The sequence below is a fragment of the Roseateles sp. GW821-FHT09G09 genome (assembly GCF_059415965.1).
The window spans coordinates 1-20,606 of the sequence record NZ_JBWKOG010000016.1; the positions used below are offsets into that span (position 1 = coordinate 1).

At 68.5% G+C, this 20,606-nt stretch carries 16 protein-coding genes and 1 tRNA gene; 5 read left to right on the forward strand and 12 right to left on the reverse strand.

All coding sequences use genetic code 11. The annotated features are described in order from the left end of the window. The 3 genes from AC07O8_RS26840 to aceE all read right to left on the reverse strand — a co-directional run. Positions 1-297: biotin/lipoyl-containing protein (locus AC07O8_RS26840; protein WP_495050957.1), on the reverse strand; the 297-nt coding region annotated here is incomplete at its 3' end. 15 nt (positions 298-312) lie between these two features. Further along, a complete protein-coding gene (gene aceF / locus AC07O8_RS26845; RefSeq protein ID WP_495050958.1) occupies positions 313-2,013 on the reverse strand; it encodes a dihydrolipoyllysine-residue acetyltransferase in 1,701 nt (566 codons plus the stop codon). 24 nt (positions 2,014-2,037) lie between these two features. Beyond that, positions 2,038-4,767: a pyruvate dehydrogenase (acetyl-transferring), homodimeric type gene (gene aceE / locus AC07O8_RS26850; protein WP_495050959.1), complete on the reverse strand. Its 2,730-nt coding sequence runs from the start codon at positions 4,765-4,767 to the stop codon at positions 2,038-2,040. A gap of 348 nt (positions 4,768-5,115) precedes the next feature. On the opposite strand from aceE, the gene AC07O8_RS26855 reads away from it, so the two are divergent. The 3 genes from AC07O8_RS26855 to folD all read left to right on the forward strand — a co-directional run bounded on the left by AC07O8_RS26855 (position 5,116) and on the right by folD (position 9,370). Then, positions 5,116-7,746, forward strand: a complete 2,631-nt coding sequence (locus tag AC07O8_RS26855; protein ID WP_495050960.1) for a PAS domain-containing sensor histidine kinase — start codon at positions 5,116-5,118, stop codon at positions 7,744-7,746. Then, positions 7,743-8,375, forward strand: coding sequence for a response regulator transcription factor (locus AC07O8_RS26860; protein ID WP_067268997.1), 633 nt, complete (start codon positions 7,743-7,745; stop codon positions 8,373-8,375). Before AC07O8_RS26855 ends, AC07O8_RS26860 begins: the two co-directional genes overlap by 4 nt. A 137-nt stretch (positions 8,376-8,512) precedes the next feature. Further along, a complete protein-coding gene (gene folD, locus AC07O8_RS26865; RefSeq protein ID WP_495050961.1) occupies positions 8,513-9,370 on the forward strand; it encodes a bifunctional methylenetetrahydrofolate dehydrogenase/methenyltetrahydrofolate cyclohydrolase FolD in 858 nt (285 codons plus the stop codon). A 46-nt stretch (positions 9,371-9,416) separates the two neighbouring features. Here folD and AC07O8_RS26870 read toward each other — a convergent pair whose 3' ends face one another. Next, positions 9,417-11,909, reverse strand: a complete 2,493-nt coding sequence (locus AC07O8_RS26870) for an ABC transporter permease (protein WP_495050977.1) — start codon at positions 11,907-11,909, stop codon at positions 9,417-9,419. 244 nt (positions 11,910-12,153) lie between these two features. Here AC07O8_RS26870 and AC07O8_RS26875 point away from each other — a divergent pair, with 244 nt between their 5' ends. After that, positions 12,154-12,975, forward strand: a complete 822-nt coding sequence (locus AC07O8_RS26875) for a dioxygenase family protein (protein WP_495050962.1) — start codon at positions 12,154-12,156, stop codon at positions 12,973-12,975. A gap of 82 nt (positions 12,976-13,057) precedes the next feature. On the opposite strand, the gene AC07O8_RS26880 is transcribed toward AC07O8_RS26875, so the two are convergent. The 8 genes from AC07O8_RS26880 to AC07O8_RS26915 form a co-directional block, all read right to left on the reverse strand. Beyond that, a complete protein-coding gene (locus tag AC07O8_RS26880) occupies positions 13,058-13,975 on the reverse strand; it encodes an aspartyl/asparaginyl beta-hydroxylase domain-containing protein (protein ID WP_431265609.1) in 918 nt (305 codons plus the stop codon). Positions 13,976-14,005: 30 nt separating this feature from the next. Then, complete coding sequence (locus AC07O8_RS26885) at positions 14,006-15,208, reverse strand: MFS transporter (protein WP_495050963.1); 1,203 nt, start codon at positions 15,206-15,208, stop codon at positions 14,006-14,008. Between the two features lie 74 nt (positions 15,209-15,282). Further along, positions 15,283-15,357: transfer RNA gene (locus tag AC07O8_RS26890), tRNA-Gly, on the reverse strand. Between the two features lie 62 nt (positions 15,358-15,419). Then, entirely contained in the window at positions 15,420-15,956 is a 537-nt protein-coding gene (locus AC07O8_RS26895; protein WP_495050964.1) for a PilZ domain-containing protein, read from the reverse strand. Positions 15,957-16,045: 89 nt separating this feature from the next. Further along, positions 16,046-16,786: an SDR family oxidoreductase gene (locus AC07O8_RS26900; protein ID WP_495050965.1), complete on the reverse strand. Its 741-nt coding sequence runs from the start codon at positions 16,784-16,786 to the stop codon at positions 16,046-16,048. Positions 16,787-16,842: 56 nt separating this feature from the next. After that, positions 16,843-17,418, reverse strand: a complete 576-nt coding sequence (locus AC07O8_RS26905; RefSeq protein ID WP_495050966.1) for a TetR/AcrR family transcriptional regulator — start codon at positions 17,416-17,418, stop codon at positions 16,843-16,845. A gap of 49 nt (positions 17,419-17,467) precedes the next feature. Continuing rightward, complete coding sequence (dkgB, locus tag AC07O8_RS26910; RefSeq protein ID WP_495050967.1) at positions 17,468-18,295, reverse strand: 2,5-didehydrogluconate reductase DkgB; 828 nt, start codon at positions 18,293-18,295, stop codon at positions 17,468-17,470. Between the two features lie 55 nt (positions 18,296-18,350). Next, positions 18,351-19,559 (reverse strand): MFS transporter, encoded by a 1,209-nt coding sequence (locus AC07O8_RS26915; protein WP_495050968.1) that lies wholly within the window; start codon positions 19,557-19,559, stop codon positions 18,351-18,353. 140 nt (positions 19,560-19,699) lie between these two features. Here AC07O8_RS26915 and AC07O8_RS26920 point away from each other — a divergent pair, with 140 nt between their 5' ends. Beyond that, on the forward strand, positions 19,700-20,596 hold the full coding sequence (locus tag AC07O8_RS26920) for a LysR substrate-binding domain-containing protein (protein ID WP_495050969.1): 897 nt from the start codon (positions 19,700-19,702) through the stop codon (positions 20,594-20,596). Positions 20,597-20,606 lie beyond the last annotated feature (10 nt).

The window sequence follows — 20,606 nt, forward strand, 5'->3', positions numbered from 1 at the left end:
TGCCGGGGCCGAGGCGGCCGGCGCCGGCGCCGCGGCGGCAGGCGCCGGCGCGGCGGCCGCGTCGCTCTCCAGCACGACCAGCAGGTCGCCCTGGTTGAGCTTGTCGCCCAGCTTGACCTTGAGTTCCTTGACCACGCCGGCGGCGGAGGACGGGATCTCCATCGAGGCCTTGTCGGACTCGACGGTCACCAGGCTCTGCTCCACCTTCACCGTGTCGCCGACCTTGACCAGGACTTCGATGATCGCGACGTCCTTGAAGTCCCCGATGTCGGGAACCTTGACTTCAACTTGTGCCATGTCCGGTGCTTCCGATCAGAGAGCGATGCGGCGGAAGTCCGCCAGCAACGAAGCGAAGTACACGTTGAAGCGTGCGGCCGCGGCGCCGTCGATGACGCGGTGGTCCCAGCTCAGCGACAGCGGCAGGATCAGGCGCGGCTGGAACTGCTTGCCGTCCCACACGGGCTGCGTCGAGGACTTGCACACGCCCATGATCGCGACTTCCGGCGCGTTGATGATCGGCGTGAAGTAGGTGCCGCCGATGCCGCCCAGCGACGAGATCGAGAAGCAGCCGCCGGTCATGTCGGCCGGGCCGAGCTTGCCGTCGCGGGCCTTCTTGGCCAGCTCCGACATCTCCTGGCTGATCTGGAAGATGCCCTTCTTGTCGCAGTCGCGGATCACCGGCACGACCAGGCCGTTCGGCGTGTCCGCGGCGAAGCCGATGTGGAAGTAGTTCTTCAAAACCAGCGTGTCGCCGTCCAGGGACGCGTTGAACTCGGGGAACTTCTTCAGCGCCGCGACGGTCGCCTTGATCATGAAGGCCAGCATCGTGACCTTGATGCCGGACTTCTCGTTCTCCTTGTTCAGCTGGACGCGGAAGGCTTCCAGTTCGGTGATGTCCGCGTCGTCGTGGTTGGTGACGTGCGGGATCGTGACCCAGTTGCGATGCAGGTTGGCGCCGCTGATCTTCTTGATCCGCGACAGATCCTTGCGCTCGACCGGACCGAACTTCTCGAAGTCGACCTTGGGCCAGGGCAGCAGGCCCGGGAACGCGCCGCCGCCGGCAGCGCCGCCGGCCGGGGCCGAGGCCTTCTGCGCGACGGTCTGCGTCGTGCCGGCCATGACGGCCTTGACGAAGCCCTGCAGGTCGGATTCGGTGATGCGACCCTTGGCGCCGGAACCCTTCACCTCGTCGAGCGGCACGCCCAGTTCGCGCGCGATCTTGCGGATGCTCGGCGATGCATGCGGCAGCTTGCCCGACGGCTGGGTCGGCTCGTGCGGCGGCAGCGCGGCGGTGGGGACCTGACGGTCCGCTGGCGCGGCAGCGGGGGCGCTCGCGGCGGCCGGAGCCGGCGCGGCAGCGGCTGGTGCCGGGGCAGGCGCGGCACCCGCCGGCGCCGGCGCGGCGGCACCGCCCGCGGCTTCGATCACGGCGATCTTCGAGCCCTTGGCGACCTTGTCGCCGAGCTTGACCAGCAGTTCCTTGATCACGCCGCCGTGCGACGACGGGATCTCCATCGAGGCCTTGTCGCTCTCGACGGTGATCAGGCTCTGTTCCTGCTTCACCGTATCGCCGACCTTGACCAGCACCTCGATGACCGCGACTTCGTCGAAGTCGCCGATGTCGGGAACGATGATGTCGACCGGACCGCCCGATGCCGCGGGAGCGGCAGCCGGCGCGGCGGCCGGCGCCGCTGCGGGAGCAGCTTGCGGCGCGGGCGCCGGAGCAGCAGCCGCCGGTGCGGGCGCAGCAGCGGCCGGCGCCGGAGCGCCAGCGGCATCGCTTTCGAGCACGACGATCAGGTCACCCTGGTTGATCGTGTCGCCGATCTTGACCTTCACTTCCTTGACGACGCCCGCCACGGAGGACGGGATCTCCATCGAGGCCTTGTCGGACTCGACGGTGACGAGGCTCTGTTCCACTTTCACCGTGTCGCCGGGCTTGACCAGCAACTCGATGATCGCGACGTCCTTGAAGTCCCCGATGTCGGGAACCTTGACTTCCACCAATGCCATTTGTGTTGTCTCCGAGTCCGACGCTTAGGCGTACAGCGGGTTGATCTTGTCGACGTTGATGCCGTATTTCTTGAGGGCTTCCGCGACCTTGGCCTGCGGGATCTTGCCCTCGTCGGCGAGGCTCTTCAGCGCGGCCACGACGATGTAGTGGCGGTTGATCTCGAAGTGCTCACGCAGCTTGGAGCGGAAGTCGCTGCGCCCGAAGCCGTCGGTGCCCAGCACCTTGTACGAACGGCCGGCCGGGATGAAGGCGCGGATCTGCTCCGCGTAGTTCTTCATGTAGTCGGTCGACGCGATCACCGGCCCCTGCACCTTGCTCAGCTGCTGCGTCACGTAGGGCACGCAGGCCAGTTCGGTCGGGTGCAGCAGGTTCCAGCGTTCGGCGTTCTGGCCGTCGCGGGCCAGCTCGTTGAAGCTGGGGCAGGACCAGACGTTGGCGCCGACGCCCCAGTCCGATTCCAGCAGCTTCTTGGCGGCCTGGCTCTCGCGCAGGATGGTGCCCGAGCCCAGCAGGTTCACCGTCAGCGGCTGCGCGCCTTGCGGCTGCACGGCCTCTTCCAGCAGGTACATGCCCTTGAGGATCTGTTCCTCGGTGCCGGCCTTCAGGCCGGGCATCGGGTAGTTCTCGTTGAGCAGCGTCAGGTAGAAGTAGACGTTCTCCTGGTTCTCGACCATGCGCTTCAGGCCGGAGTGCAGGATGACGGCGACCTCATGCGCGAAGGTCGGGTCGTAGCTGATGCAGTTCGGGATCGTGCCGGCCAGGATGTGGCTGTGGCCGTCCTCGTGCTGCAGGCCTTCGCCGTTCAGCGTCGTGCGGCCCGACGTGCCGCCCAGCAGGAAGCCGCGCGCCTGCATGTCGCCCGCCGCCCAGGCCAGGTCGCCGATGCGCTGGAAGCCGAACATCGAGTAGTAGACGTAGAACGGGATCATCACGCGGTTGTTCGTCGAATACGACGTCGCCGCGGCGATCCAGCTGGCCATGCCGCCGGCTTCGTTGATGCCTTCCTGCAGGATCTGGCCGGCCTTGTCCTCGCGGTAGTACATGACCTGGTCCTTGTCGACCGGCGTGTAGTTCTGACCCGCGGGGTTGTAGATGCCGATCTGGCGGAACAGGCCTTCCATGCCGAAGGTGCGCGCCTCGTCGACCAGGATGGGCACGGTGCGCGGGCCCAGGTCCTTGTCGCGCAGCAGCGTCGTCAGGAAACGGACATAGGCCTGCGTCGTCGAGATCTCGCGGCCTTCGGCCGTCGGATCCAGCACGGCCTGGAAGGTGGCCAGGTCGGGCACCTTCAGCGCTTCTTCCGCCTGCGGGCGGCGCTTGGGCAGGTAGCCGCCCAGCGTCTTGCGGCGCTCGTGCAGGTACTGCATCTCCGGCGTGTCGTCGGCCGGCTTGTAGAACGGGATCTTGGACAGCTCGCTGTCCGGGATGGGGATGTTGAAGCGGTCGCGGAAGGCCTTGATGTCCTCGTCCTGCAGCTTCTTGGTCTGGTGCGCGGTGTTCTTGCCTTCGCCGATCTTGCCCATGCCGTAACCCTTGACGGTCTTGATCAGCATGACGGTCGGCTGGCCGACGGTGTTCACCGCCTTGTGATACGCCGCGTACACCTTCTGCGGGTCGTGGCCGCCGCGGTTCAGGCGCCAGATGTCCTCGTCGGACATGTTCTCGACCATCTTCAGCAGCTCGGGATGCTTGCCGAAGAAGTGCTTGCGCACGAACGCGCCGTCGTTGGCCTTGTAGGCCTGGTAGTCGCCGTCCAGCGTCTCCATCATGACCTTGCGCAGCAGCTCCTGCTTGTCGCGGGCCAGCAGCGGATCCCAGTAGGAGCCCCAGATCAGCTTGATGACGTTCCAGCCGGAACCGCGGAACTCGCCTTCCAGCTCCTGGATGATCTTGCCGTTGCCGCGCACCGGGCCGTCCAGGCGCTGCAGGTTGCAGTTGACGACGAAGATCAGGTTGTCCAGCTTCTCGCGCGCGGCCAGGCCGATCGCGCCCAGGCTTTCCGGCTCGTCCATCTCGCCGTCGCCCAGGAAGACCCAGACCTTGCGCTTGGAGGTGTCGGCGATGCCGCGGGCGTGCAGGTACTTCAGGAAGCGCGCCTGGTAGATCGCCATCAGCGGGCCCAGGCCCATGGACACCGTCGGGAACTGCCAGAACTCGGGCATCAGCTTCGGATGCGGGTAGCTCGACAGGCCCTTGCCTGCCACTTCCTGGCGGAAGTTGTTCAGCTGGTCCTCGGTGATGCGGCCTTCCAGGAAGGCGCGGGCGTAGATGCCGGGTGCGCTGTGGCCCTGGATGTAGAGCAGGTCGCCGCCGTGGGCGCCGCCCTCGGCCGTGTCGTCGCCGTGCCAGAAGTGGTTGAAGCCGCAGCCCAGCATCGTCGCCAGCGAGGCGAAGCTCGAGATGTGGCCGCCCAGGTCGCCGCCGTCTTCCGGATGCAGGCGGTTGGCGCGCACCACCATCGCCATCGCGTTCCAGCGCATGAAGGCGCGCAGGCGCTCTTCCATGTCGATGTTGCCGGGGAAGCGCTCTTCCTGGTCGACCGGGATGGTGTTGACGTAGGCCGTGGTGGCCGAGAACGGCACGTCGATGCCGGCCTGACGCGCGTGGTCGATCAGGGTCTCGAGCAGGAAGTGGGCACGGTCGCCGCCTTCTTCACCGATGACGGCGGACAGGGCGTCCAGCCATTCCTTGGTTTCGAGGGCGTCGGTGTCATTGGCGGCTGCGCCGAGGAACGACTGGGGCTGCGCGGACATGTCTTTGTCTCCTGTGTTCAATCACGGCCTTCTGGCGGGCTTGCTGCCGCGCGAGGCTCTCAGGTCGGACGGGTCACTGTGCCCGAACTTGCGAGAACCGTCATGCGTGCACCGTCATGCTTGCGCACGCGGCCAGCCCCACCGGAAGGGCTATGGCGGCGGAGTGTCGCATAAGCCTTTCATTTTCCAAATAGCGCGATGCGTTTCCATATCATGAAATGCAATAGCCTTTGAAGGCCTGGTTTCGTGACGGATGTCTTTCACGATGCGATCCGGGAATGCCCGGATCGGGAATGCCCCGGGGGCGCCCTGGCCGGGCGGGGCTGAACGGCCGGGATAATCGCGCCCATGTTGTCCCGCCTCGATGTCCAAGGCTTTGCGCGCCGTGCCCTGAATCCCGTCAAACGCCTGGTCTCGGCGTGGTGGCGCCGGCAGTCCCCGTCCCGGCAGGACCGCTTCGCGACGCTGGGCCCGCTGCTGTCGGTGGTGCTGTTCCTGGCGGCGATCGTTTCGGCCTTCTGGTACCTGCGCAACGAGGAGATCGAACGCGAGGCCGAGGCCGTCAAGCGCGACACCGAGATGGCGCAGCAGCAGATCCGCTCGCGCCTGATCGAGAACGAGGACTTCCTGATCCCGCTCCAGCGCGACCTGGCCAACCGCTCGATCGACAACCTCGAATTCACGCAGCGCGCGATGGCGATCGCGCGCAACCGGCCCGAGATCACCCACATCACCTGGCTGAACGCGCGGCGCGAGAAGCGCGTCAGCGTCGCGGCGATCGGCGAGCAGGCCGAGTCGCTGATGACGCTGGAGGGCAGCGACCCGTCCATGCCCAACGGCCACGCCAACAGCGAGCCCGAACGCGCCTTCCAGAGCGCGCGCGACCGGCGCACGCGGGTGTACTCCGCGTCCTTCGCCGACGCCAACAACTCGACCGTCTTCCAGCTGCAGCTGCCGCTGAGCGACCGTGCCGGTTTCGCCGGCGTGCTGATCGCCGAGTACGCGGTGGAGGGGCTGCTGCGCTACTCCGTTCCCAACGAGTTGACCTCGCGCCACGCGGTCGCGGTGCTGGACCCGCGCGAGCAGGTCGTCGCCAGCACGGTGACGCCCATGCCGGGCAAGCGCATCACGCGCGCCCCGATCTACCACGAGGTGCCGATGGCGCCGGCGCCCGGCCTGGTGCTGCGCGGCCAGGGCTACCGGACCTCGATCGGCCTGATCTCCAACACGCTGTTCTGGATGGTGATGGCGCTGTCGGTGCTGACCGTGTGGATGCTGCTCGGCACCTGGAAGCACATGCGCCGCCGCGCGCAGGTGCAGAACGCGCTCGCCGCCGAGACCAACTTCCGGCGCGCGATGGAGAACTCCATGCTGACCGGCATGCGGGCGATGGACCTGGAGACGCGCATCAGCTACGTCAACCCGGCCTTCTGCGCGATGACGGGCTTCGCCGAGTCGGAACTCATCGGCCGCAAGCCGCCCTTCCCCTACTGGCCGCCCGACCGCTACGAGGAGAACCTGCGCCTGCTGCAGCAGGAGATGCAGGGCCGCAGCCCGGCCGGCGGTTCCGAGGTGAAGGTGATGCGCAAGGACGGCAGCATCTTCGACGCCCGCATGTACGTCTCGCCGCTGATCGATCCCAAGGGCAAGCAGAACGGCTGGATGACCTCGATGACCAACATCACCGAGGCCAAGCGGGTGCGCGACCAGTTGTCGGCGTCGCATGAGCGCTTCACCACGGTGCTGGAAGGCCTGGACGCGGCGGTGTCGGTGCTGTCGGTGCAGCAGGGCGAGCTGCTCTTCGCCAACCGCAGCTACCGGCTGTGGTTCGGCGCCGATCCGAAGGGGCACGCGATGCTGGCAGGCTCGCAGCCGACCAGCCTGGCCGGCGCGACGAGCACGCAGGACGGGAGCGACGCGGACGGCGGCGGCGGCGGACATGGCGACGAGGAAGACGTCGACGATTACGGCGGTTTGCCGGCGCAACACCTGACCGAGGTCGGCGGCGATTCGCGCGAGGTGTTCATCGCGCAGCTCGACATGTGGTTCGACGTCCGCGCGCGCTACCTGCAATGGACCGACGGCCGCCTGGCGCAGATGCTGATCGCCACCGACATCACGGCGCGCCGCCACGCGGAGGCCCAGCAGCAGCAGCAGGCCGAGAAGGCCCAGGTCACCAGCCGGCTGATCACGATGGGCGAGATGGCCTCCAGCGTCGCGCACGAGCTCAACCAGCCGCTGACCGCGATCACCAACTACTGCAACGGCATGGTGTCGCGGGTGCGCGGCGACAACATCCAGAAGGACGACCTGATCGTCGCGCTGGAGAAGACCGCCAAGCAGGCGCAGCGCGCCGGGCAGATCATCCACCGCATCCGCGCCTTCGTGAAGAAGAGCGAGCCGCAGCGCCAGCCCGCGTTCGCGGCCTCCATCGTGGAGGACTCGGTCGAGCTGGCCGGCATCGAGCTGCGCCGGCGCAACGTGCAGATCCACACCTACGTCGCGCAGCGGCTGCCGGTGATGCGCGTCGATCCGATCCTGATCGAGCAGGTGCTGCTGAACCTGCTCAAGAACGCCGCCGAGGCGATCGACAACGCGGCGCTGCCGCCCTCGCGCCGGCACATCGAGCTGCGCGTCGTGCCCAAGCACACCGCCGAGCTCGGCGCCAACATCGAGTTCTCGGTGACCGACATGGGACCGGGTCTGCCGGTCGAGGTCATCGAGCGCATGTACGAGGCCTTCTTCTCCACGAAGGCCGATGGATTGGGGATCGGCCTAGGGTTATGCCGGTCCATCATCGAGTCCCACCAGGGTCGGATCCGCGCCGAGAACCTCTACAATGGCCCGTCCATCGTCGGGTGCCGGTTCGCGTTCACGATCCCCGTGGACATTCCGCGTCCGGAGTCTCCTCCCAACCCGCTCGACAAGGGCGGTGACGTCGGGACGAGCACCACTCACAACACTGCAGCCACACCATGAGCTTGATTCCGAAGAAGGGCAATGTCTACGTCGTCGACGATGACGAGGCCGTGCGAGATTCCTTGCAATGGTTGCTGGAAGGCAAGGACTACCGGGTCAAGTGCTACGACTCCGCCGAGAGTTTCCTGAGCCGCTACGACCCGCGCGAAGTCGCCTGCCTGATCGCCGACATCCGCATGGAAGGCATGAGCGGCCTGGAACTCCAGGACAAGCTGATCGAACGCAAGAGCCCGCTGCCCATCGTCTTCATCACCGGCCACGGCGACGTGCCGATGGCAGTGCAGACGATGAAGAAGGGTGCGGTCGACTTCATCGAGAAGCCGTTCAAGGAAGAGGAACTGCTGTCGCTGGTCGAGCGCATGCTGGACCAGGCCCGCGGCGCCTTCGCCACGCAGCAGGAAGCGGCCAGCCGCGACGCGCTGCTGTCGCGCCTGACGACGCGCGAGGCACAGGTGCTGGAACGCATCGTCGCCGGCCGCCTGAACAAGCAGATCGCCGACGACCTGGGCATCAGCATCAAGACGGTGGAAGCGCATCGCGCCAACATCATGGAGAAGCTCAACGCCAACACCGTCGCCGACCTGCTCAAGATCGCGCTCGGCGCGAACACGCAGGCCAAGGCCGGCTGATCGCCGTACGACATCCGGAGGCCGCTGCAAAGCGGCCTCTTTGCATTCCGGGCAGAGCGATCCTCTGCCCTTGCGCTTTTCTGCTTTTCCAGTTTCTGCTTTCCCCGTTTTTGAGTCACTGAATCCGGAGTACCGACATGACCGCACAACTGATCGACGGCAACGCCCTGTCCAAGCAACTGCGCGCCGAAGTGGCGACGCGCGCCGCCGCGTTGACGGCCCAGGGCGTGAAGCCGGGGCTGGCCGTGGTGCTGGTCGGCGACAACCCCGCGAGCCAGGTCTACGTGCGCAACAAGGTCAAGGCCTGCGAGGACGCGGGCCTGCACTCGGTGCTGGAGAAGTACGCCGACACGATGACCGAGGCGGAACTGCTCGCGCGCGTCGACGCGCTGAACAAGGATCCGGCGATCCACGGCATCCTGGTGCAGCTGCCGCTGCCCAAGGGCATCGATGCGCACAAGGTCATCGAGGCGATCGCGCCGGAGAAGGACGTCGACGGTTTCCACGTCGCCAGCGCCGGTGCGCTGATGGTCGGCCAGGACGGCTTCAAGCCCTGCACGCCCTACGGCTGCATGAAGATGCTGGAGTTCATCGGTTATGACACGAAGGGCAAGCACGCCGTCGTGATCGGCCGGAGCAACATCGTCGGCAAGCCGATGGCGATGCTGCTGCTGCAGGGCAATGCGACGGTGACGGTGTGCCACAGCGCGACGCCGGACCTGGCCCACTTCACGCGCCAGGCCGACATCGTCGTGGCCGCCGTGGGCAAGCGCAACGTGCTGACCGCCGACATGGTCAAGCCGGGCGCGGTGGTGCTGGACGTCGGCATGAACCGCACCGAGGAAGGCAAGCTCTGCGGCGACGTGGACTTCGACGGCGTCAAGGAAGTCGCCGGCTGGATCACGCCGGTGCCGGGTGGCGTCGGTCCGATGACGATCACGATGCTGCTGGTCAACACGATGGAGTCGGCGGAGCGGGCTGCGGCCGCTCGCTGATCCCTCGCCCCTGCTCTCTCCCGCAAGCGGGAGAGGGGGTAAGCGCTCAGTTGGTGTCCGCCTCTCGCAGCGTTTGAACCACCGGGCGCTGCAGCACGCCGCGCAGCGCCCACCAGCCGGCGAGCTGCGCCAGCAGCGCGCCGCCGACGGTCGTGCCGATCAGCACCCAGGGCTTGAACTGCCATTCGAACTCGAAGGCGTAGTGCGTCAGCGCCCAACCCAGCGCCTGCGCGGCGATCCCCGCGAGGAAACCGGCCAGCGCGCCCAGCCCGAGCAGTTCCGCGCGCTGCACCGCCGCCAACAGCGCGCTCGACGCGCCGAAGGCCCGCATCAACGCGAACTCCCGCGTGCGCGCGTCGCGGGACCCCACCGCCGCCACCAGCAGCACGACCACGCCCAGCGCCAGCGCCACCGCAAACAGCAGCTGCACGGCCATGATCACCTGCTCCAGCACCTGCTGCACCTGATGCAGCTCGGCGGAGACGTCGATCAGCGTCAGGTTGGGGAACTCCTTGACCAGCTTGCGGTCGAGCGCCGCGGCGGCCCCCTGCCCCTGCGGCGAGCGATACGCCGAGATGTAGCTGACCGGCAGCTCCGGCATCTCCGCCCGCGGGTACAGCACGAAGAAGTTGACCCGCATCGACCCCCAGTCGACCTTGCGCAGCGAGGTGATCCTGGACTCGACCAGCACGCCCGCGATGTCGAAGCGCATCGTGTCGCCGAGCTTCAGCCCGAGCTGCTCCGCCAGGCCCTGCTCGACGCTGACGCCGTCCTTGTCCCCGGGCGTCCACTTGCCGCCGGCGATCAGGTTGTGCGACGGCAGCTCGGCGCTGTGGCTGAGGTTGAACTCGCGCTCCACCAGACGCTGCGCGCGCTCTTCGGTGAAGCGGCTCGCCTTCACCGCCTCGCCGTTGATGGCGACCAGCCGGCCGCGGATCATCGGGTACCAGTCGTAGTCCTTCACGCCGGCCTTGTCGAGACCGGCGCGGAAGTCGGGACCCTGCTCCGGCTGCAGGTTGATGACGAAGCGGTCCGGCGCATTCACCGGCGTCGCGGCGCGCCAGCTTTCGATCAGGTCGGTGCGCATCAGCACCAGCAGCGCCAGCGCGAGCAGCCCCAGCGACAGCGAGCCGACCTGCAGCACCGCGAAGGCCGGCCGCGCGGCGACCTGGCGCGTCGCCAGCAGCAGCCATCGCGGCGCGCCGGCCTGCGGCACGAGCCGCCGCAGCGCCAGCACGGCGCCATAGGCGAGCAGTGCGAAGAGACCCAGCGCGACGGCGAAGCCGCCGGTGGCGAAGAGCCCCAGGCGCCAGTCCGCCGACAGCGCCGTCAGCACCGCGGAGAAGCCGATGACGCCGGCCAGCAGCACGGCGATCGAGCCCGCCTTCGGCCGACCCAGCTCGCGACGGATCACGCGCAGCGGCGGCACGGCGGCCAGCTGCAGCACCGGCGGCAGCCCGAAACCCAGCAACAGGCTCATCCCCATGCCCAGCCCCAGCAGCACCGGCCAGAGGCCCGGCGCCGGCAGGTTGACCTCGATCAGTCCCGCGAGCATCGCGATGAAGCCGTAATGCAGCAGGAAGCCGAGCAGCACGCCGATCGCGCTGCCGATGAAGCCGACGGTGGCGAACTCCAGCGTGAACACCCAGGTGAGACGGCGCTGCGGCTGACCGAGCACGCGCAGCATCGCGCAGTCGTCGAGGTGGCGGTTGGCGAACTCCCGGGCCGCCAGCGCGACGGCGATCGCCGCCAGCAGCGCGGCCAGCAGCGCGACGAGGTTGAGGAACTTGGTCGCGCGGTCCAGCGTCTGACGCATCTCGGGGCGGCCGGTCTCGAGCGACTCCAGCCGCACGCCGCGCCAGTTGCCATCCTTGAGCTGCTGGCGGGTCCGCGCGTTGAACTGCTGCACCGAGCTCGTCTCACCGATCACGGCGAAGCGGTAGGTGATGCGGCTCGCGGGCTGGATCAGCCCGGTCGCGGCGATGTCGGACTGCGCCAGCATCACGCGCGGCGCGAAGTTCATGAAACCGGCGCCGCGATCGGGCTCGTTCGAGATCTCGCCGGCGATCTTCAGCGTCGTGTCGCCGAGCAGCAGCGGATCGCCGACCTTCAACCCGAGCGCGCTCAGTACGCCCGGATCGACCCACACGGTGCCCGCGACCGGTGCGCCCACCTGGCGCCCGTCCTTCAGCGCCAGCGCCCCGCGCAGCGGATAACGCGGGCTGACCGACTTCACCGCCACCAGCCGGCTGCCGCCGCCCTGGTCCTCGGTGGCGCGCGCCATGCTGGGGAAGTTGAGCGTCTCGACGTTGCGCAGGTTCAGGCGCCCGGCGAGTTCCCGGACAGGCGCGGGCGTCGGCTGATCGCTGGCGACGACCGCGTCGCCGCCGAGCAGTTGCGCCGCGTCCCGGCGCAGGCCCTGGTCGAGCCGGTCCGAGAGGAAGGCCACCGCGCACACGGCGGCGACGGCCAGCATCAGGGCCAGGATCAGCAGGTGAAGCTCACCGGCGCGGAAGTCGCGCCAGGTCTGCAGGCCCATCTGCCGCCACAGCGACGGCGGTCGGCGACCGGTGCCGGAACCGGGGGCCGGTCGGGCCGCGGGTGTGCCGGCCGGGGTGCCCGCGGGGGTGGCGGACGAGGAAGACGGGTGCGCGCTCATGCGCGGACTGTAGCGAACCGCATGCCCGCGCGCTGGCACGGGGGTGCGGCCATGCAATCGGCTTGAACAGACCGTGCAACCGGTTTTGACGATGCGGCGGACTCACGGGCGTTCAATGGTCGTCATGAACACCCACTTCCCTCCCCTCTTCGTCTCCCATGGCTCGCCCATGATCGCGCTGGAGCCCGGCGAGGCCGGTGCCTTCATGCAGCGCCTCGGGCGGACGCTCGACGCCGTCTGGGGCCGGCCGAAGGCCGTGCTGGCGATCTCCGCGCACACGACGGCGCGCGAGGCGGTCCTGCTCGGCACCGACCGGCACGAGGCGGTGTACGACTTCGGCGGCTTCCCGCCGGCGCTCTACCAGCTGCGTTACGACGCCCCCGGCGATCGCACGTTGACCGCACAGGTCGGCGAAACGCTCGCCCTGCCCGTCATCGACCACAGCGGGCTGGATCACGGCATCTGGACCTCGCTGCGCTTCCTCTATCCCGATGCCGACGTGCCGGTCATCCCGCTCACGCTGACGGCGCACGCCTCGCCGGCGCAACTGATCGAACTCGGCGGGAAGCTGCAGGCGCTGTCGCGCGAGGGCGTGCTCATCCTGGGCACCGGCAGCATCACGCACAACCTGCGTCTGCTGATGCGCGGTGCGTCGGACGACGCGCCGGAGATGCCTGAATCGGCCGCCTTCCGGACCTGGTTCGCGGAGCGTTCCGCGGAACGCGATTGGGAGGCGCTGGCGGCCTACAGGACGCAGGCGCCGGCCGCGACGCTGATGCATCCGACCGACGAGCATCTGCTGCCCTGGTACGTCGCCGCGGGCGCCGGTGGCCGCGATGACGCGCCCGTGCGCATCCACGAAGGCGTCACGCTGGGCGCGCTGGGGATGGACGCCTACGCGTTCGGCCCGCAGGCGCAGCCCCTGTCCGAGGCGCTGGCCCGCTGAACGATCCGGGGCGTCAGGGTCTCAGGGTCTCAGGGCCTCGGCGGCGCGGCGACCGTGGGAACGGTCGGAACGACTGCAACGTTCAGAGGAAGATCGCCGCCAGGATGCCGAGGATCAGCGCCCACTTGACGACGTAGTAGCCGGTGCGGGACTTCGCCTTGAACGCCTTGAAGAACAGGCGCACCTTGTAGGCGTGATAGAAGAACTTGTTGAGGCCGCCGATGGGCTCGCTCTCCAGGTTCTGCGTCGCGGCGGAGGTCATCACCAGCTTGCCGAACGCGCGGTTCAACCAACGGATCGGCGCGAAATGGACCGGGCGCTCCACGTCGCAGAACAGGATCACGCGCTGATGCGTGGTGGTGTTCTCGGCGTAGTGGATGAAGGTCTCGTCGAACATCACGTCCTCGCCGTCCTTCCAGTGGTACTTCTCGCCGTCGACGTCGATGTAGCAGCCCGGGTCGTTGGGCGTCGTCAGGCCCAGGTGGTAGCGCAGCGAGCCCGCATACGGATCGCGGTGGCGCACCAGCTTCGCGCCCGGCGGCAGCGACGCGAACATCGCCGCCTTCACGCCGGGGATCTGCCTGAGCAGCTCGACCGTCTTCGGGCACAGCGCGTTCGCCGAGGCCATGTCCCGGTCGTACCACTTCAGGTAGAAGCGCTTCCAGCCGGTGCGGAAGAACGAGTTGAAGCCGATGTCGTTGTAGCCGGACGCGGCCTTGATGTAGCCCTCGTCGTTGAGCTTGAGGGCTTCCTCGCGGATCACCTGCCAGTTGTCGCGCAGCAGGCTGAGCTCGGGGAAGGCCGAGGTCTTCAGGTAGGGCGTCGCCGGCGCGCGCGAGAACAGGTACATGACCGCGTTGATCGGCGAGATCAGCACGGTGAAGTCGGTCAGCGCGCGGGCCAGCTTGAAGCGGACACGGCCGCGGAAGTGCGCGTACAGCGCCGAGGCGATGAAGATCGCCAGCACCCAGTAGCGCGTGGGCGGCAGCCAATCGGCCATGTGCGGAACTCCTGCAAGGGAAGCGGGCGATTATCGACGATCGAGCGCCAGCGACACCGCCCAGAAGATCAAGCCCCCGAAGGCCAGGGCGACGCCCACCCAGCCGGTGGACGTCCAGCCATGGCCGGCGGCGATCGCCAGCCCGCCCAACCAGGGTCCGAGCGCGTTCGCCGCGTTGAAGGCGGAGTGGTTCAGCGCCGCGGCCAGCGTCTGCGCCTCGCCGGCGACGTCCATGAGCCGGGTCTGCAGCACGGCGCCGAGCCCGCCGCCGCAGCCGATCAGGAAGACCACCGGCAGCAGCGTCCACAGGCTGCCCGCGGCGAAGGGGTACAGCGCCAGCGACGCGGCGCTCCACAGCAGCAGCCCGCCGATGGTGGGCATCAACGCGCGGTCGGCGGCCCAGGCGGAGACCAGCGTGCCCGCGGTCATGCCCATGCCGAAGACGCTCAGCACGACCGGCAGCATGCCGGGACCGGTGCGGGTGACCTCGAGCAGCGTGGAGCCCAGGTAGGTGTAGACGGCGAACATGCCGCCGAAGCCGATCGTCGCGATGCCCAGCGTCAACCAGACCTGGCGGCGGCCGAGCGCGCCGAGCTCGCGCATGGCGCTGGCGCCGGGCTGGACGCGGTCGCGCGGGGCGTGCATCGCGACCAGCGCGGCCGTCAGCAGCGCCAGCAGCGTCACCACGCCGAAGCCCCAGCGCCAGCCGGCCCACTGCCCCAGCGAGTTGGCCAGCGGCACGCCGATGACGGTCGCCACGGTCAGGCCCAGCATCATGAGACTGACGGCCTGCGCGCGTCTGGCCGGCGCCACCAGCGACGCGGCCACCAGCGCGCCGACGCCGAAGTAGGCGCCGTGGGGCAGGCCGCTGAGGAAGCGGAACAGCAGCATCGTGTGATAGCTGGGCGCGAGCGCGCTCAGGCCGTTGCCGACGGCGAAGGCCAGCATCAGCAGGATCAGCAGCGTGCGCCGCGGCACCTTGGCGCCGAGCACGGCCAGCAGGGGCGCGCCGACGACCACGCCCAGCGCATAGGCGCTGATCACGTGACCCGCGGTCGGCGCGTCGATGCCGAGATCGGGGGCGAAGAACGGGACGAGGCTCATCGCCGCGAACTCGGTCGTCCCGATGGCGAAGCCGCCGATCGCCAGCGCCAGCAACGCCCACCCGGTGTGCGTGGCGGGCGTCGGATCGTCGGAGAGCTGAGGGGAAGTGATCGGGGAGGCGGCGGACATGTCGGGACTGCTGAAAGAGAACGCTCAGGGTGCGTTCAGGAAACGTTCAGCATTGCAACACGGATCGCGGGATCTGGAGCGGGCGAAGGGAGTCGAACCCTCGTCATTGGCTTGGGAAGCCAAGGTAATAGCCGTTATACGACGCCCGCGGAGGAGGCGGATTATGACCCAAGCCGGGCGCGGCCCAGGGCGGGCCTGGGCAGGTGCGGACTCAGCGTCCGCGCTGGCCGATCAGTTGAGCCAGCAGGCGTTGGAGTTCCGCCTCGGCCGGCGGGTTCAGGCCCACGAAGCGACAGCCGATGTGCACCTGCTCGCCGGCCAGGAACGACCGGAAGCTGCGCCGGATGCGAACCTCGAGGTCGGCCACCAGCACGAGCTGGTCGCCGACCATCACCCGCGCCTGCGGAACCTTCTGGCCGAGGAACAGGCCGCGGCCCTCCTCGACCGAGCCGCGCAGGCCAAGCCCACCCAGCGACACATCGTCCACGCTGAGGCTGCGGGCGCGGCCCAGCAGCATGAATTCGACACGCACCGTCGGACCGAGCGGCACGTCGCGACGCGGCGTCGTGCGCCGCTCATCGTCGTCAGCATCCTCCGCGTCCGTGGCGATCAGGGTCGCCTCGTGGACAAGGTCCGCATCGGCGGTCGTGGTGGCATCAGCAGCGGCAGCAGCTTCTGCTGGCGCCTCAACGGCCGCAGGCGGTTTCGGACGGAGTCGTAGGCGGAACATGGGAAGGTCGGAAAGCACGGGCTCCCGGGTTGTATGCGCTCCGGGTGAACGCCTTCATGTCCGGCCGACCTCGGAGCGTGACCGATTTCACGCCGATGAACATCCGCTTACAGGACCCACCCGCCGTCGATCGTCAGGCTCGCGCCGGTCATGTAACCCGACTCGGGTCCCGCCAGATAGGCGACCAAGGCGCCGATCTCATGCGGCTGGCCCATCCGACCCAGCTTCAGCTTGTCCTGCAGGTGCTCGGCGAACGACGCGGTCATGTCGGTGGCGATCGGCCCCGGTTGCACGTTGTTGATGGTGATGCGCCGCGGCGCGAGGTCCAGCGCGAGGTTCTGGACCATCGCCGCCACCGCCGCCTTCGTCATCGCGTAGACGCTGTTTCCCGCCATGCCGGTGCGGATCGCCGTGTTGCTGCCGATCGTGATGACGCGGCCGCCGTCACGCATGCTCGCCACGCCGGCCTGGATCGCGAGGTAGACACCTCGCACGTTCACAGTCAGCAGGAGGTCGAGGTCCTCGATCGACAGGACGTCGATCGTTCCGTGGCGAAGCACGCCCGCGTTGACGACGACCGCGTCCAGCGGCCCCAGCCGCTCGACCGCTTCCGTCACCGCCGCGCGAATCGCGGTGGGATCGGCGCTGTCGGCCTGGATCGCGAGACCGCGTCCGCCGGCGGCCTCCACCGCGCCCACCGTCGCCTGCGCCGCATCAGGACGCGAGACGAAGGTCAAGGCCACGTCGAAGCCCTCCTTGGCGAGCCGCTCCACGATGCCGGCGCCGATGCCGCGTGAGCCGCCGAAGACCAGCGCTGCACGACGACGCCCTTGTTGATGCGAGTTCATGATCATCCTTCTTTTCTGGAACGTTCGTTCCATAATTGGTCAAAAAAAATGCAGGCTCATTTCAGAGCCTGCAGCGACAGCCGCGCCAAGGCGCGCAATTCGGCGTCCGACGCGCCTCCGCGCGCCGCCAGGCGCAGGCTGGCGATCTGGGCGAAGACAAACGCCACGGCGTGTTTCGCTTCGACCTCGGCAGACATCTCGCCATTCGACTGGGCCTCCCGGACTCGTTCGAGCAGCGCCGCCTGCATCGCCCGGCCGCCCGCTTCGCGTATCTCGACGAGCGCCGCGCTGCCCTCGCTGTCCATGCCGAACTCCTGCACCGATCCCACGCCGAGGCATGGCAGGTGCGCTTCGGTCACGACACGCTTGAGCAGTCGATCGAGGCCCTCCAGCGCGGTCCTGCCGCCCTTGAGCGCCTGGATGTGCTGGCGGGTCTCCTGCTCGGCATAACGCTTCAGCGCCGCGCAGTACAGCGGCCACTTGCCGCCGTAGGTGCTGTAGAGGCTCTGCTTGCCGATACCCATCGAGGCGGTGAGCATCTCCGCGGAACTGCCCGCGTAGCCGTGCTCGCGGAACACCGCCACCGCGGCGTCCAGCGCCTCGTCGGGATCGAACTGTTTCGGTCTTGCCATGCGGCGGACTGTAGCCATTCTGGAATGACCGTTCCAGAAATGAGGCTACTCAATCCCAGGCCGGTGCGAAGTCCGGATCGGCCAACCGTTCGCCGCGATCGAGCGTGGCGATGCGCGCCATGTCTTGGTCGCTGAGACGCAGCGCCTCGGCCGTCAGGTTGGCGGCCTGGTTCGACGGCTTGGTCGACGACGGGATGACCGCGAGACCTTGCTGGAGCAGCCACGCCAGCGCGACCTGGGCCGGCGTGGTACCGAGGCGCGTCGCGATGTCGAGCAGTACCGGCTCGGTCATGACCTTGCCGTAGGCCAGGGGCATGTAGGCGGTGAGGTGCAGCCCCTGCGCCTGCGCGAAGTCGACGACGCGGCGGTTCTGCAGGAACGGGTGGATCTCGACCTGGTTGGTCGCGAGCTCATCGACGCCGACGAGATCGATCGCGTCACGCATCTGCGCGACGGTGAAGTTGGACAGGCCGATCGCCCGTGTGAGGCCCAGCCGCTTCGCGTCGACGAGCGCATCGAGCGTCTCCTTCAGCGGCACCGCGCCGCCCGGCGAGGGCCAGTGGATCAGCGTGAGGTCGACCGCATCCATGCGCAGCTCGGCAAGGCTGTCGCGCAGGCTGGGCATCAGGCGGTCGCCGGACAACTGCTCGGTCCAGATCTTCGTGGTGACGAACAGTGCGTCGCGCGGCACGCCGCTCTCGGCGATCGCCTGCCCGACCTCGCTTTCGTTGCCGTAGATCTGTGCAGTGTCGATGTGACGGTAGCCGAGCGACAGGCCGCTCTTGACGGCGTCGATGACGGTCTGGCCCTTCAGGCGAAAGGTGCCGAGGCCCAGCACGGGCATGGAGAGGGCTGCGGGGTGGGAGGGTGTGGTCATGAGGCGCTCCAGGGTGGGGTCGGGTGTTCGGCGTGGTCGTGCGCGATGGGCGCGTTCAATGACCGACGGCGATCGGGGCGGCATCGGCGGCACGCGCCGGCAACGGGAAGCGGCGGTCCAGGCGTCCCGCCAGCACGGTGAGCGCGAATGCGCCGAGCACGACGATCGCGCCGATCCAGGGCGTGTGCATCAGGCCGAAGCGCTCGACGATCAGGCCGCCGCCCCAGCCGCCGCCGGCGATGCCCAGGTTGAACGCGGCGATGTTCAGGCCCGAGGCGACGTCGACGGCCTTGGGCGCGTGGGCCTCGGCCTGCTGGACGACGTAGAGCTGCAGACCCGGCACGTTGCCGAAGGCGAAGGCGCCCCAGGCGAGGACCGTCAGCACGGCGGCGATGGGCGACTGCGCGGTGACGCTCAGCACGAACAGCACGGCGGCGAGTCCGAGGAAGATCAGCTTGAGCGCGCCGATCGGGCCGCGTCGGTCCGCCAGCTTGCCGCCCCAGACGTTGCCGACCGCCACCGAGATCCCGTACACGAGCAGCACCAGGCTGACGCCGTTGGCGGAGATGCCGCTGATCTGCTGGAGGATGGGCGCGAGGTAGGTGAAGGCGATGAAGGAGCCGCCGTAGCCGACGGCCGTCATCGCATAGACGAGCAGCAGACGCGGCTGGCGCAGCGGCTCGAGCTGGTGCAGCGGGCCGGCCGGCTCAGGCTGCGCGAGCTTGCGCGGCACGAAGATCAGGCTGGCGACGAAGGCGACCAGGCCCAGCGCCGCGACGGCGAGGAAGGTCGCCCGCCAGCCGAAGTGCTGGCCGACGAAGGTGCCCAGCGGCACGCCGGTGACCAGTGCGACGGTGAGGCCCGAGAACATGGTCGCGATGGCGCTGGCCGCCTTCTCGCGCGGGACCAGGCTGGTGGCGATCGTCGAGCCGATGGAGAAGAACACGCCGTGCGCGAGGCCGGTCAGCACGCGGGCGACGACCAGCGCGCCGTAACCCGGCGCCAGCCAGGCGAGGAGGTTGCCCGCGGTGAACAGCAGCATCAGCGCGAGCAGCAACCGCTTGCGCGGCCAGCGGCCGGAGAGCGCGGTAAGGACCGGCGCGCCGATGGCGACACCCAGCGCGTAGAGCGAGACCAGCAGGCCCGCGGACGGCAGGCTGACGCCGAGGTCGGCGGCCATGGTCGGGATCAGGCCCACGATGACGAATTCCGTGGTCCCGATGGCGAAGGCGCTGACGGTCAGCGCCCACAAGGCGATCGGCATGATGAGGCTCCTGCGAAGCGAGGGAGGTGGAGGAATGGCCGCCAGTGTTCCCGTTCACGGTTTGCAGAAAAAGCCGCGATTGGCCAAAATATTCTTGCCTCAGACGCAAGAACGCAAGAACGCAAGAACGCAGCACCGCCATGAGAAGCTCCCTCGATGAACTCGCCGTCCTCGCCGCCATCGTCGACGCGGGGTCGATCAGCGCGGCGGCGGAGCATCTCGGGCAGACGGTCTCCGCGGTCAGCCGCTCGCTGAGCCGCCTGGAGCAGAAACTGGGCACGACGCTGATGCGGCGCTCCACCAGACGCCTCGAACTCACCGAGGAGGGTCAGTTCTTCCTCGCCCGCGCGCGCAGCGTGCTCGCCGCTGTCGAGGACGCCGAGGAGCAGTTGGCGCTGCGCCGCGACCAGCCCGCGGGCCGGCTGCGCGTGAACGCGGCGTCGCCGTTCATGCTCCACGTGCTGGTGCCGCTGATCGGCGGCTTCCGCGAGCGCTACCCGCAGATCGAGCTCGAACTCAACAGCAGCGACCAGATCATCGACCTGCTGGAGCAACGCACTGACGTCGCACTGCGCATCGGCGCGCTCGCCGACTCCACGCTGCATGCGCGGCCGCTCGGCAGCTTCAGGTTGCGGGTACTCGCCAGCCCCGCCTACCTCACTGCGCACGGGCGCCCGACGAAAGTCGAGGCGCTCGAGAACCACGCGCTGCTCGGCTTCACCGCGCCGGAGAGCCTCAACACCTGGCCCCTGCGCTGGTCCGGCGGCGAGGGGTACCCGATCAAGGCCGCGGTGAGCGCTTCATCGGGCGAAACCCTGCGGCAGTTGGCGCTGGCCGGCCAGGGCATCGTGGCGCTGTCAGACTTCATGACCGCGCGGGACCGCGCCGACGGGACGCTGGTGCAGGTCCTCGCGACGCACACCGTCGACACGCGCCAGCCGGTGCACGCGGTCTACTACCGCAACACCGCGCTCGCTTCACGAATCACCTGTTTCCTCGACTACCTCGCCGTCGAGATGGCGACGCTCGCGGCCTGACCCCGGCATC